The following is an 11958-nucleotide window of genomic DNA, read 5'->3' as shown; positions in this document are numbered from 1 at the left end:
ATCCTGTAACGCCCGACGCGCCAGCGCGTCCGCTTGTCTCCATGTGTTTACGGCACTTTGCGCCCGTCCTTGCGACGGGCTTTTTCCTAATGGGCAGAGGGCTTTCAGCTCTATGCGCCGGCCAGCGACTGAATGCGGCCCGCTGGCGAGGGTTCAGCGCCTGTGCTTGGCCATGTGCTGCAGATAGCCAAGCAACTCGTTCAGCTCCCGCTCGCTCAGCACCGCTTCGCTGAACCCCGGCATCCTTCCCTGCGGCCACTTGCGCAGGCTCTGCGGGTCGCGGATGTACAGGCGCAGGAACGCCTCGCCGAGGTATTCGGTGGGGTTGTGCGGGATATTCAGGTCGGGGCCGAAGGCGGAGTCGCCGGCGCCGTTGAGGCGGTGGCAGGCCAGGCAGTGTTTCTGGAACTGGGCGAAGCCGGCCTGCACCTCGGCGCTGGCGTCGGCGGCCGGTAGCAGGGCGGGGAAGCGTTGCGCCACCGGCGCCAGTTGGCGGATGCGCGATACCTGGAACGGCCATTGCTCCGGGCCGATCTGGCTGGCGGCCGGGTCGGTCCAGACCAGGTAGAAGGGGCCGGCGCTGGGTTTACCTTGGCCCAGCGGCGGCCAGGGCTGGGCCGGGTCTTCCACCGCCAACCAGGCTTTGGCGCCTTGGCTGGCGAGCAGGCTGGCGGCCGGCAGCTCGGCGGCAAAACCGTCCAGGGCCACGGCCTGCAGGTGGTCGCCCGGCGCGATGCCATTGAGCAGTGCGCTCAGCGGCACGGCGCGGTAGCGCATGCCGCGTTTGTAGCTGACGTCCTCGGCGATCTCCACGCTCTGCGCCTGCGGGTGGGCGAGCAGTTCGGCGGTTTGCCAGGTGCGCTCGCCGCTGCCGAGCTGGATATGCAGTTCGGCAGCCTGGGTGGTGCCGAGCAGAAAGAGAGCGAGCAGGGGCGCGAGTGCGTTCAAACCTGGGGCTCCGTCATGGGTTGAGGCGTCGTGTCGATGCCACCCTAGCACAATTGCCCGCGCCGCCTCGGCGGTCTAGCATGCGTCCTTTTGATTGGCGGGAGAGCCCCATGCTGGCCGAGTTGTTCGCTGTTCTGGCCCCGGTGCTGATCGCCGCTGGCATCGGTTATGGCTGGGCGCGCAAGGGGCATGCCTACCCGACCGATTTCGTCGCGCGCATGGTGCTCAATATCGGCACGCCCTGTCTGGTGCTGTCGACCCTCAGCCGCGCCGAGCTGGACAGCGCCGCCTTCGCCGAGATGGCCCAGGCCTGCGTGCTGGTGACCCTGGGCATGGGCCTGATCGGCCTGCTGCTGAGCCGCCTGTTCGCCATCGACTGGAAGGTGCTGGTGCCGGCCTACCTGTTCCCCAACTCCGGCAACATGGGCCTGCCGATGGCGCTGTTCGCCTTCGGCGAGCCTGGCCTGGCGCTGGCGGTGGCGTTCTTCCTGGTGCTCTCGGTGGGGCATTTCAGCCTGGGCATGCTGCTGTCCGGCGCCGAGCGCTCGCTCAAGGGCCTGCTGGTCAACCCGATCATGATCAGCCTGGCGCTGGTGCTGCCGGTTTTGCTGCTCGACCTGCAATTGCCGCGCTGGCTGGCCAATACCGTCGACCTGCTCGGCGGCATGACCATCCCGCTGATGCTGATCACCCTCGGCGTGTCGCTGGCCAGCATCCGCGTGCAGCATATCGGCAGCGGCCTGCTGCTGGGGCTGCTGCGCATCCTCTGCGGCGCCGCGCTGGCCTGGGCCATCGGCTGGCTGCTGGCGCTGCCGCCGCTGGTGCATGCGGTGTTGGTGCTGCAGTCGTCGATGCCGGTGGCGGTGTTCAACTACCTGTTCGCCGTGCGCGCCGGACGCTCGCCCGAGCAGGTAGCCAGCCTGGTGCTGTGCTCGACCCTGCTGGCGTTCGCGCTGATTCCGCTGCTGTTGGCGTGGTGGATGCCCGCACTGCGCTGAGCGCGCCACGGCGACAGCGCGCGTGCGGGGTGGTTGACGAGTTCAGCTGACCAGACGGGTCAGGTTGGGAAGGATCAGGACGACCGCCGTGGCGAAAAGAATTACGCCGGCTTGGCGGTATTTCGGCTGTTTGAACATGGCCGCATGCCTTTTGTTGTTATTGGTGTGGCGTCGGATGCCCGCGATAGCGCACTGCGGGCTGCAGCGTCACGCCTTAGCGTGGTCTGACTCACCGCCCCGGCATGACCCGGCGGCGGTTCCCTGCGCCCGTTTCGCGACGGGTGCAGGAGTAACTCTAGGGCTGGCGTCACAGATCCTTTAGATGACTTGGTTGCTAGCAGCGGGCTGCTAGGAATTTCGGGCTATGCATGGCCTCTGGCCATCCACCAGCGAGCCCGGAGGCAGACGCCTTGCTTGGGCTTCGCCGGCGTGCGCGGACTAAACGACCGTTCGTCTGAGCTCAGCGGTCAATGGGCCTGAGCGCTTCGGTCATTGAGCGCTTGGCGCCTGGCGCTATGGTAGGGAGGCTCAATAAGAACAGGCGCTGCCGAGCGCCGCACGACCCTCGAGGACGCCATGACCGAAGCATATATTTTCGACGCGGTGCGCACGCCCCGCGGCAAGGGCAAGAAGGACGGCGCGCTCTACAGCGTCAAGCCCGTCAACCTGATCGCCGGCCTGCTGGGCGCCCTGCAAGCGCGCAACGAGCTGGACACCAGCCAGGTCGACGACATCGTCCTTGGCTGCGTGACCCCGGTGGGCGACCAGGGTGCCGATATCGCCAAGACCGCGGCGATGGTCGCCGACTGGGACGTCAGCGTCGCCGGCGTGCAGCTCAACCGCTTCTGCGCCTCGGGCCTGGAGGCGGTGAACCTGGGCGCGATGAAGGTGCGCTCGGGCTTCGAGGACCTGGTGGTGGTCGGCGGCGTGGAGTCCATGTCGCGCATTCCCATGGGCTCGGACGGCGGTGCCTGGGTGATGGACCCGGAAACCAATATCCACACCAATTTCGTGCCGCAGGGCATCGGCGCCGACCTGATCGCCACCCTGGAAGGCTTCAGCCGTAGCGACGTCGACGCCTTCGCCCTGCGCTCGCAGCACAAGGCCGCGCGCGCCAGTGCCGATGGCTCGTTCGCCAAGTCGCTGATCCCGGTCACCGACCAGAACGGCATCGTGCTGCTCGACCACGACGAATTTATCCGCGGCGATTCCACCCTCGAAGGCCTGGGCAAGCTCAAGCCGAGCTTCGAGATGATGGGCCAGATGGGCTTCGACGCCACCGCGTTGCGCGTCTACAGCCATGTCGAGCGCATCGAGCACGTGCACACGCCGGGCAACAGCTCCGGCATCGTCGATGGCGCGGCGCTGATGCTGATCGGCTCCGCGGCCAAGGGCAAGGAGCTGGGCCTCAAGCCCCGTGCGCGCATCGTCGCCACCGCGGTGACCAGCACCGACCCGACCATCATGCTCACCGGCCCGGCGCCGGCCACGCGCAAGGCGCTGGCCAAGGCCGGCCTGTCGGTGGAGGACATCGACCTGTTCGAGGTCAACGAGGCCTTCGCCTCGGTGGTGATGAAGTTCATGAAGGACATGGGCGTGCCGGAGAGCAAGGTCAACGTCAACGGCGGCTCCATCGCCATGGGTCACCCGCTGGGCGCCACCGGCTGCGCCATCCTCGGCACCCTGCTCGACGAGCTGGAGAAGCGCGAGCTGCGCTACGGCCTGGCCACCCTCTGCGTGGGCGGCGGCATGGGTATCGCCACCATCATCGAACGAGTTTGAGGCGGAGATAAGAAAAATGACTGACGCCATCCGTTACGAAAAGGGCCAGGACAATATCGTCGTCCTGACCATCGACATGCCCGGCCAGAGCGCCAACACCATGAACGCGGTATACCGCGAGGCCATGGGCCAGACCGTCGCGCGCCTGGAGGCCGAGAAGGACGCGATCGCCGGCGTGATCATCACCTCGGCGAAGAAGACCTTCTTCGCCGGCGGCGACCTCAACGAGCTGATCAAGGTCACCAAGGCCGACGCCAAGCCGTTCTACGACATGGTCCTGGGCATCAAGGGCCAGCTGCGCCGCCTGGAGACCCTGGGCAAGCCGGTGGTGGCCGCGATCAACGGCGCCGCCCTGGGCGGCGGCTGGGAAATCTGCCTGGCCTGCCACCACCGCATCGCCCTGGACAACGCCAGCGTGCAGCTGGGCCTGCCGGAAGTGACCCTCGGCCTGCTGCCGGGCGGTGGCGGCGTGGTGCGCATGGTGCGCCTGCTCGGCCTGGAGAAGGCGCTGCCGTACCTGGCCGAAGGCAAGAAGGTACGCCCGGACGCCGCGCTCAAGGCCGGCCTGATCCACGACATCGCCGCCACCCCGGAGGAGATGCTGGCCAAGGCCCGCGCCTGGATTGCCGCAAATCCGAGCGCCAAGCAGCCGTGGGACGTGCAGGGCTACAAGATTCCCGGCGGCACGCCGAGCTCGCCGAACGTCGCGCAGATGCTGGCCATCGCGCCGAGCGTGCTACGTGACAAGACCAAGGGCTGCTTCCCGGCGCCGGAGAAGATCATGTGCGCCGCCGTGGAGGGCGCCCAGGTCGACTTCGACACCGCGCAGATCATCGAGGCGCGCTACTTCACCGAGCTGACCTGCGGCCAGGTGGCGAAGAACATGATCGGCACCTTCTGGTTCCAGCTCAACGAGATCAACGCCGGCAGCTCGCGCCCGCAGGGCTTCCCGCAGTACGTGACGAAGAAGGTCGGTGTGCTCGGCGCCGGCATGATGGGCGCGGGCATCGCCTATGTGTCGGCGGCCGCCGGCATCGAGGTGGTGCTCAAAGACCTGTCCGTCGAGGCGGCCGAGAAGGGCAAGGCCTACTCGGCCAAGCTGCTCGACAAGAAGGTGAGCAAGGGCCACATGACCTTGGATGCGCGCGACGCCTTCCTCGCCCGCATCACGCCGACCGCCAGCGAGGCCGACTTCGCCGGCTGCGACCTGATCATCGAGGCGGTGTTCGAGGACCGTGAGCTCAAGGCCAAGGTGACTGCTGCCGCCGAGGCCGCCGCGCTAGCCGATGCGGTGATCGCCTCCAACACCTCGACCCTGCCGATCACCGGCCTGGCCGGCGCGGTGCAGAAGCAGGACAAGTTCATCGGCCTGCACTTCTTCAGCCCGGTCGACAAGATGCCGCTGGTGGAGATCATCAAGGGCGCCAGGACCAGCGACGAGACCCTGGCCCGTGGCTTCGACTACGTGCTGCAGATCAAGAAGACCCCGATCGTGGTCGAGGACAGCCGCGGCTTCTTCACCTCGCGAGTGTTCGGCACCTTCACCAACGAGGGCATCGCCATGCTCGGCGAGGGCGTCAGCGCGGCGATGATCGAGGCCGAGGCACGCAAGGCCGGCATGCCGGTGGGTCCGCTGGCGATCAGCGACGAAGTGTCGATGAGCCTGATGGACCATATCCGCAAGCAGACCGTGGCGGATCTGGCCGCCGAAGGCAAGAGCATTCCCGAGCACCCGGCGTTCGCCGTGATCGACCTGATGCTCAAGGAGTACAAGCGCCCGGGCAAGGCCGCCGGTGGTGGCTTCTACGACTACCCCGAGGGCGGCAAGAAGCACCTGTGGCCGCAGCTCAAGGCACGCTTCGAGAAGGCCGATGCGCAGATCTCCCAGGAGGACGTGCGCGACCGCATCCTGTTCATCCAGGCCATCGAGACGGTGCGCTGCGTGGAGGAGGGCGTGCTGAAGTCGGTAGCCGACGCCAATATCGGCTCGATCTTCGGCATCGGCTTCGCCGCCTGGACCGGCGGCGCGCTGCAGTTCATCAACCAATACGGGGTGAAGGACTTCGTCGCCCGCGCCCAGTACCTGGCCGAGCAGTATGGCGAGCGCTTCCTGCCGCCGGCGCTGTTGCTGGAGAAGGCCGCCAGGGGCGAGACCTTCTGAGGCTGAGCAGGACCGATAAAAAACGGCCCGCAAGGGCCGTTCTCATTGGTTGGATCAGTTCTCCAGCTGGTCGCGGGTGACCTGGCCGCTCTTGCCGTCGATGCGGAACTCGTAGAGCTGGCCATCCTGCTTCAGGCCTTCGCCTTCCCAGTAGCCCTCGTCGTCGGCCTCGATCTTGTGCAGCTCGGTGTAGCCGGCCGCGCGGGCCTTGCTCAGGGCGTCTTCGATGCTGATCCAGTCGCTGCCGGGACGATCCGCCAGGGCGTTGCCGGCCAGCAGCAGACCGCCAGCATCAGGCGGCCTGGCGCCAACTCCGGACCGCTTCGTGGATCGCCAGTATTTCGCTGTGGCGGGTCGGCATGCGCAGGGTCAGCATGCTGCCGTCTTCCAGTTGCAGGGCGGCTTCGCTTTCGAACTGCAGGCGGTGCCCGTCGAATTGGGCATAAGTGACGCCGTAGGCGTCCAGGCTGAGCTGGCTGTGCATGATGACGGCCTCACTTAACGCTGGATTTGTCCGCCGGAGCGGGGCGTGGGGCGCTGCTGCCGTGGTAGGCGGTGGCGGCGAACAGACTGGCGAGGGCGGCGTAACGGCTCATGGCATTGTCCTTCTGGGCGAGTGGGCAGGGGCCCGATGCCGCGATCATCCGACAGGCGTGCGGACGACAGAAGTCGAAGGCATTTATGGTGACTATCGAGCGCGCTGATAAGAGCCGCAGACGAAGAAGGCAGGGGTTACAAGTTGCGCGGGAAAGTTATACGAAGGCGCGGGCTATATATAAAAGTAAAGTTGCTGCGAGTGGCAACTTTATAAGTGAAGGCGAACATCCCTGTTCGCCCTTTTCGGTCAGCGGGTGGCCAGGGCGTAGTTGCTCTGCATCCAGTTCTGATGATGCTCATCGCTGCGGCTCATCGACCACTTGGTCAGGGCCAGCATGGCCAGGGCGCCGCCGACGATCATCAGCGGGTAGGCGGCCATCAGCTCGACCAGCGAGTATTTCCAGGCCAGCGGGCGGCCAACGCCGAGCAGGGCTGCATAGAACCAGGACACACCGGACAGCGCGCCGGAGAAGATCGCCAGGTTGCGCATGCTCACCGGCAGCTTGAGTAGCGAGCCGGTCTTCTGCAGGGCCGGCAGCACCAGGCTGTGCAGCACCACGCCGTTAATGGTCAGCAGCACGACAATGCTGATCTTGGCCTGCAGCTTGGGGTTGAGGAAGTACTGCATGCCGGCGCTGGAGGCGTCCAGAGCGATGATGGCGAGGCCGCTGATCCAGAGCACGAGGAGCGAGAGGCCCACCACGTTCTTCAGATGTTCCAGGTGTTCGCTGCACTGCTTGGCGCCTTCGCCCTTGAGCAGTTGCTTGACCATGGCGATGTCGCTGGTGAGCACCAGGCCGACTGCCACGCAGCAGGCGATCAGGTGAACCTAGACTATCCCTAGACGCATCAGCTCCATGGTTTCCTTTTGCTGTAGTGCCGAAATCAGAAAGGTGTAAAGATCCATGGGGTACCTCGTGTTCTGCAATTAATAAGTAAAAGATGTACGTGCACCTGAACTTGCTAAGTTGGCGCCGACTCGAATTTATTCGATTAATAAATGTTGCTTGTCACGGTTCTGCTAATTATGAGTTGCAGAAGTTCTCCTTTGTCTGGGCAATAACCAACCACCGACGCAATCTCTTGCGGTCAAGGAATCTTCCAGATTCAGGGGGGAGTGTGGAGCTCGGGGGTGGGCCGCATGCCCAAGCCGGGGGAGGGGCCCACGACTGTAGGAGCAATGGTAAGGGCCATAGTTCAATTTTTGAGCAGCCGTTCGTCGACTTTGGCCCCCGGCTCTGTGATCGGCTGAGCATTTTTTGACCAGAAAGCCCATTCTGGTTGCGTCCGCCGCTTTCCCGGCGCCGTTGAGTCGGCGCGACGGGCGGTATCGTTCCCGGCTGGGCCTTGAACGGTTCGTCAAATTTTCTTGACGATGGGCGCGGCGATTCCGGTCGTCGCGGACGGCGGCGATAACCCATCCCTTGAGCGGCAACGCTATTTCCTTGGGCAGGTTCATATGTTAAGAAAAACGCACGAATCACCCTCCCTCGGCGTTCACCTCAGGAAACCTCATGTCACTGCGTATTTGCATCCTGGAAACTGACATCCTCCGCCCCGAACTGGTCGACCAGTATCAGGGCTATGGCCGCATGTTCGAGCAGTTGTTCGCCCAGCAGCCTGTTGCGGCGGAGTTCAGTGTCTATAACGTGGTGGAGGGGCATTACCCGCCGGACAGCGAGCAGTTCGACGCCTACCTGGTGACCGGCAGCAAGGCCGACTCCTTCGGCGCCGAGCCCTGGATTCAGACCCTCAAGACCTACCTGCTGGAGCGCTATCAGCGCGGCGACAAGCTGCTCGGCATCTGCTTCGGTCATCAGTTGCTGGCGCTGCTGCTCGGCGGTAAGGCCGAGCGTGCGGAGCAGGGCTGGGGCGTCGGCGTGCACAGCTACCGTCTGGAGAACCAGCCGGCCTGGATGAGCCCGGCGCTGGACGAGCTGCAACTGCTGATCAGCCACCAGGACCAGGTCACCCGCCTACCGGAGAAGGCCACGCTGCTGGCCACCAGCGACTTCTGCCCAATCGGCGCCTACCACATCGAGGATCAGGTGCTGTGTTTCCAGGGCCACCCCGAGTTCGTCCACGACTACTCCAAGGCGCTGCTCGACCTGCGTCAGCAGCATCTCGGCGAGCAGGTCTACCAGCAGGGAGTGGAGAGCCTGAAGCATCACCAGCAGGGCAGTACGGTGGCCGAGTGGATGATGCGCTTCGTCGCCCAGGGCAAGCAGGCCAAGGCCTGAGTCCTCGCCCCAGCAACCTGAAAAAGCCCGGCATGCCGGGCTTTTTCATGCTTGTAGCGGATGTTGCAGGACGAAGTGCGGCGACAGCCTTCTGCTCCTCGCTGGCGGCGGGGTCCCGGGCTGCAGCTTGAGGCTCTCGGCCAGGTCGAGTTGGTGCGCCAGCTTGTGGCTGCATTCGATGTTACGTGCGATGGCGCCGGCCGAACCTTTGCCGATGCCGAGCAGGGCGAACAGGGTGGTCAGCAGGGCCAGGCTGGCGAGCAGTAGCAGGCGGCCGCGTTGCCTTCTCATGGTGTGACGGGCTCCGGCTTCAGCTGCGCGACAGGGCGCCGAGCAGCGGCGGCAAGCGGCTGGCCAGGCTGTGCAGCGGCCCCGGTTGGTCGATGCTGGGGGCGTTCTGCTGCAGGCTGGCGTAGCTCAGCGCCAGCACAATGGAGGTGATGATCAGGTACAGGCCGATGGCGGCGAGGGCGCCGTTGCGGGCGGCTTGAGCGAGGTTGGACATTTCTGTGCTCCACGTCGATGGGATCGCGTGGGCACAGAGTCGCTCAAGTCATTTCGAACGAATAATGGATGATCTTAAGAGTAACTATCGATCAGGCTGATGCTTTGTCGCGTCAGGCCTGCGCCAGCTCGCGATCCATGGCGGCGATGCAGTCGCTCATCGCCTGCTGGCAGCGTTCGATCAGGGCGGGCATGTCGTCCAGGCTGAGGCCGGCGGTGGGGATCGCCGGCAGCGAACGGATCAGGATGCGGCCGCTGTCCCAGCGGTTCAGGCGCATGGCCTTGGCATAGTTGCTGACGCACACCGGGATGATCGGCACGCCGGCGGCGATGGCCATCTGGAATGCGCCTTTCTTGAACGGCAGCAGGCCGCGCCCCAGGTTGCGCGTGCCTTCGGGGAACACCCAGATCGAGGTGTCGCGCTGACGCAGGGTTTCGGTGGTGGTCAGCATGGCGCGCTTGGCGGCGGCCGGGTTGCTGCGGTCGATCAGCACGTTGCCGGCCAGCCAGTACAGCTGGCCGAAGAAGGGCAGCCACTTCAGGCTCTGTTTGCCGATGCTCACGGTGCGCCGCGGCACCACGCGGCCGAGCACGTAGAGGTCGTAGTTGGACTGGTGGTTGGCGATGATCACGCAGGCGCGCCGATGCTCCAGCAGCGGGCGTACCTCGGTTTTAAGCTTAAGGCGCAGCAGGCACAGGGCCGGCAGGGAATAGAGGCGAGCGCAGAGGCGGCTGTTGTCCGGGTTGAACGGTCGGCACAGGCCAATCAGCAGGCCGACCAGCCCGGCGAGGATGAAATGCACGCCCATCAGCAGCATGCGCAGAACAAAGAGCATTATTGGTACGACCGTCAGGGAAAAAGGCCGCGCAGTGTACGGGCGTTCACTCTGTCGGGCAATTGCGCCGAACGGCCGGCTGGCGAGCGGCAACGTCCGGGAATGTCAGGGCGCGCGCGGCCCTTGGGCCGGCTCGGGGTGATCTCCAGCGCGCTCATGCGGGGCCGGCAGCCCTGGCGGCCATCGCCCGGCAACGACAAGCTGGCGGCAAAGCGATTAAACTCCCCGGGTTTTTGCCGACCCGGATCCCCCGCCATGCAGCACCCCGCCGAACACTCCCCGCTGGGCAAGTCCAGCCAGTACATCGCCGAGTACAGCCCTGCGCTGCTGTTTCCCATCCCGCGCGCGGCGAAATGGGCCGAGCTGGGCCTGGATGGCGAGCACTTGCCGTACCGGGGCGTGGACTACTGGAACTGCTACGAGCTGTCCTGGTTGCTGCCCTCGGGCAAGCCGGTGGTGGCCATCGGCGAGTTCGCCATCCCGGCCGACTCGCCGCACATCATCGAGTCGAAATCCTTCAAGCTCTACCTCAACTCGCTGAACCAGACGTCCTACGCGACCTGGGCCGAGGTGCAGGCGACCCTGGTGCGCGACCTCTCGGCGGTGGCCGGCAAGCCGGTGGCGGTGCGCCTGCGCAGCCTGGCCGAGGTGGCCGGCGAGGGCGTGGCGGTCTTGCCCGGCGTCTGTATCGACGAGCTGGACATCAGCGTCAGCCGCTACGACCAGCCGCAACCCGAACTGCTGCGTTGCGACCCGGAGCGCGTGGTGGAGGAGAGCCTGCACAGCCACCTGCTGAAGTCCAACTGCCCGGTCACCGGCCAACCGGACTGGGGCAGCCTGGTGGTGCAGTACCGCGGCGCGGCGCTGGATCACGCCAGCCTGCTGGCCTATCTGGTGAGCTTTCGCCAGCATGCCGATTTCCATGAGCAGTGCGTCGAGCGCATCTTCCTCGACCTGCAGCGCCTGCTGCAGCCGCAGGCGCTGACGGTCTACGCGCGCTACGTGCGCCGCGGCGGGCTGGATATCAATCCCTACCGCAGTACCGAGGCGCTCGCCGCGGACAATGCCCGCCTGGTGCGCCAGTAGTCGATGGCAGGAACGGCTGCAGCGCATGCTGCGGCCTGGGTGTCCGGTAAAACCCAGTGATGAAAAATGCCGCTGCCCCGGCAGCGGGCGAGCGGCATTCGGCGTCGTAGCCCGGATGCAATCCGGGTTGCGGTCTGTGCGATGCTCCTGGCGTGCAGCGAGCCCGCTGGCCGGTTCAGATGCCCATATTGGCCAGGCTCTGCATGATGTTGCGCAGGGTGCCGGCGAGGGTCGGGTGGCTGGCTTCGAAGCGCTCCACCGCGAGGTTGACGCCGTCCACCAGGGTGGCGTCGGGGGCGGCCGCCGCCTGGCGCGCCAGTTGCAGTTCGATCTCCTGGGTCAGGACGTAGAGCGATGCCCGTTCTTCCTCGCTGAGCGGCGGATCCTGGGCCAGTTGATCGCGCAGGGTTTCCAGTTGCTGCTGCAGGTCGCGTGCTGGCATGGGGTTCTCCCTTGTCTGAAGACATAGGCATTGACCTCGAACTGCGGTCCAAGGTTTCTACCTGTGTTCAAGGGTACTCCAAGCCTGCCGGCTTTGCCTGATCTCGATCAAACCGCCTCAGGGCTTTTCCCCCTTGCTGCGCCGCATGCCGATATCGGCCAGGCTCGGGCCGATTTCGCCGAGGTGGTCGATCACCGAGTGGCTGCCCAGGCGATACAGCTGCAGCGTGGCCTGCGCCCGCAGGCATTCGCGCTCGCTGCCGCTCAGGGCTTGCCAGTCGGCCGGCGCCAGGCCGCACAGCGGGCCGCAGGCGGCCAGGCCGATGGTCCAGCAGCCGGCATTGAGTCCGGCGCGCAGCAGCAGC

At 65.6% G+C, this 11958-nt stretch carries 12 protein-coding genes and 2 pseudogenes; 5 read left to right on the top strand and 9 right to left on the bottom strand.

Annotated features, from left to right (window positions below; genetic code table 11):
• Positions 1 to 153: 153 nt before the first annotated feature.
• Entirely contained in the window at positions 154 to 948 is a 795-nt protein-coding gene (locus tag N878_RS01775) for a cytochrome c (RefSeq protein WP_021441969.1), read from the bottom strand.
• A gap of 110 nt (positions 949 to 1058) precedes the next feature.
• On the opposite strand from N878_RS01775, the gene N878_RS01770 reads away from it, so the two are divergent.
• The 3 genes from N878_RS01770 to N878_RS01760 all read left to right on the top strand — a co-directional run bounded on the left by N878_RS01770 (position 1059) and on the right by N878_RS01760 (position 5889).
• Complete coding sequence (locus N878_RS01770) at positions 1059 to 1946, top strand: AEC family transporter (protein WP_021441968.1); 888 nt, start codon at positions 1059 to 1061, stop codon at positions 1944 to 1946.
• Between the two features lie 576 nt (positions 1947 to 2522).
• Positions 2523 to 3728, top strand: a complete 1206-nt coding sequence (locus tag N878_RS01765; protein ID WP_021441966.1) for an acetyl-CoA C-acetyltransferase — start codon at positions 2523 to 2525, stop codon at positions 3726 to 3728.
• A gap of 16 nt (positions 3729 to 3744) precedes the next feature.
• Positions 3745 to 5889 carry a 3-hydroxyacyl-CoA dehydrogenase NAD-binding domain-containing protein gene (locus N878_RS01760; RefSeq protein WP_021441965.1) on the top strand — a complete coding sequence of 715 codons (2145 nt, stop codon included), beginning with the start codon at positions 3745 to 3747 and terminating at the stop codon, positions 5887 to 5889.
• Between the two features lie 54 nt (positions 5890 to 5943).
• Here the strand turns inward: N878_RS01760 and N878_RS26555 are convergent, their stop codons facing one another.
• The 3 genes and pseudogenes from N878_RS26555 to N878_RS01750 all read right to left on the bottom strand — a co-directional run bounded on the left by N878_RS26555 (position 5944) and on the right by N878_RS01750 (position 7393).
• Positions 5944 to 6171 (bottom strand): PepSY domain-containing protein, encoded by a 228-nt coding sequence (locus tag N878_RS26555; protein WP_082457768.1) that lies wholly within the window; start codon positions 6169 to 6171, stop codon positions 5944 to 5946.
• Between the two features lie 10 nt (positions 6172 to 6181).
• Positions 6182 to 6373, bottom strand: a complete 192-nt coding sequence (gene ptrC / locus N878_RS01755; RefSeq protein ID WP_021441964.1) for a type III secretion system co-regulatory protein PtrC — start codon at positions 6371 to 6373, stop codon at positions 6182 to 6184.
• Positions 6374 to 6733: 360 nt separating this feature from the next.
• A pseudogene (locus N878_RS01750) lies at positions 6734 to 7393 on the bottom strand (hypothetical protein).
• 607 nt (positions 7394 to 8000) lie between these two features.
• Between N878_RS01750 and N878_RS01745 the strand changes: the two are divergent.
• The gene (locus N878_RS01745) at positions 8001 to 8726 is read left to right on the top strand and encodes an amidotransferase (protein WP_021441961.1); all 726 of its coding nucleotides are present in this window, start codon (positions 8001 to 8003) and stop codon (positions 8724 to 8726) included.
• A 45-nt stretch (positions 8727 to 8771) separates the two neighbouring features.
• On the opposite strand, the gene N878_RS01740 is transcribed toward N878_RS01745, so the two are convergent.
• From N878_RS01740 to N878_RS01730, 3 genes are all read right to left on the bottom strand, one after another.
• Positions 8772 to 9017 (bottom strand): hypothetical protein, encoded by a 246-nt coding sequence (locus tag N878_RS01740; protein WP_021441960.1) that lies wholly within the window; start codon positions 9015 to 9017, stop codon positions 8772 to 8774.
• Between the two features lie 19 nt (positions 9018 to 9036).
• The gene (locus N878_RS01735) at positions 9037 to 9231 is read right to left on the bottom strand and encodes a hypothetical protein (protein ID WP_021441959.1); all 195 of its coding nucleotides are present in this window, start codon (positions 9229 to 9231) and stop codon (positions 9037 to 9039) included.
• Between the two features lie 112 nt (positions 9232 to 9343).
• Positions 9344 to 10066, bottom strand: coding sequence for a 1-acylglycerol-3-phosphate O-acyltransferase (locus tag N878_RS01730; protein WP_031302570.1), 723 nt, complete (start codon positions 10064 to 10066; stop codon positions 9344 to 9346).
• Between the two features lie 255 nt (positions 10067 to 10321).
• On the opposite strand from N878_RS01730, the gene queF reads away from it, so the two are divergent.
• Positions 10322 to 11152 carry an NADPH-dependent 7-cyano-7-deazaguanine reductase QueF gene (gene queF / locus N878_RS01725; protein WP_021441957.1) on the top strand — a complete coding sequence of 277 codons (831 nt, stop codon included), beginning with the start codon at positions 10322 to 10324 and terminating at the stop codon, positions 11150 to 11152.
• 175 nt (positions 11153 to 11327) lie between these two features.
• Here the strand turns inward: queF and N878_RS01720 are convergent, their stop codons facing one another.
• Together N878_RS01720 and N878_RS01715 are read right to left on the bottom strand one after the other, a co-directional pair.
• Positions 11328 to 11594: a DUF4404 family protein gene (locus tag N878_RS01720; RefSeq protein WP_021441956.1), complete on the bottom strand. Its 267-nt coding sequence runs from the start codon at positions 11592 to 11594 to the stop codon at positions 11328 to 11330.
• Positions 11595 to 11711: 117 nt separating this feature from the next.
• Positions 11712 to 11958, bottom strand: a pseudogene (locus N878_RS01715) (HAD family phosphatase); the annotation flags it as partial.

Origin of the sequence: Pseudomonas sp. EGD-AK9 (genome assembly GCF_000465935.2) — a bacterium.
In the GTDB taxonomy this organism is placed as follows: domain Bacteria; phylum Pseudomonadota; class Gammaproteobacteria; order Pseudomonadales; family Pseudomonadaceae; genus Aquipseudomonas.
The sequence above is the reverse complement of the archived record's forward strand: the minus strand, read 5'-3'. Positions and strand labels throughout refer to the sequence as shown.

Coding starts and splice junctions, on each gene's coding strand:
- N878_RS01770 (WP_021441968.1), top strand. CDS start 1,059: ATGCTGGCCGAGTTGTTCGCTGTTCTGGCCCCGGTGCTGATCGCCGCT.
- N878_RS01765 (WP_021441966.1), top strand. CDS start 2,523: ATGACCGAAGCATATATTTTCGACGCGGTGCGCACGCCCCGCGGCAAG.
- N878_RS01760 (WP_021441965.1), top strand. CDS start 3,745: ATGACTGACGCCATCCGTTACGAAAAGGGCCAGGACAATATCGTCGTC.
- ptrC (WP_021441964.1), bottom strand. CDS start 6,373: ATGCACAGCCAGCTCAGCCTGGACGCCTACGGCGTCACTTATGCCCAA.
- N878_RS01745 (WP_021441961.1), top strand. CDS start 8,001: ATGTCACTGCGTATTTGCATCCTGGAAACTGACATCCTCCGCCCCGAA.
- N878_RS01740 (WP_021441960.1), bottom strand. CDS start 9,017: ATGAGAAGGCAACGCGGCCGCCTGCTACTGCTCGCCAGCCTGGCCCTG.
- N878_RS01735 (WP_021441959.1), bottom strand. CDS start 9,231: ATGTCCAACCTCGCTCAAGCCGCCCGCAACGGCGCCCTCGCCGCCATC.
- N878_RS01730 (WP_031302570.1), bottom strand. CDS start 10,066: ATGCTCTTTGTTCTGCGCATGCTGCTGATGGGCGTGCATTTCATCCTC.
- queF (WP_021441957.1), top strand. CDS start 10,322: ATGCAGCACCCCGCCGAACACTCCCCGCTGGGCAAGTCCAGCCAGTAC.
- N878_RS01720 (WP_021441956.1), bottom strand. CDS start 11,594: ATGCCAGCACGCGACCTGCAGCAGCAACTGGAAACCCTGCGCGATCAA.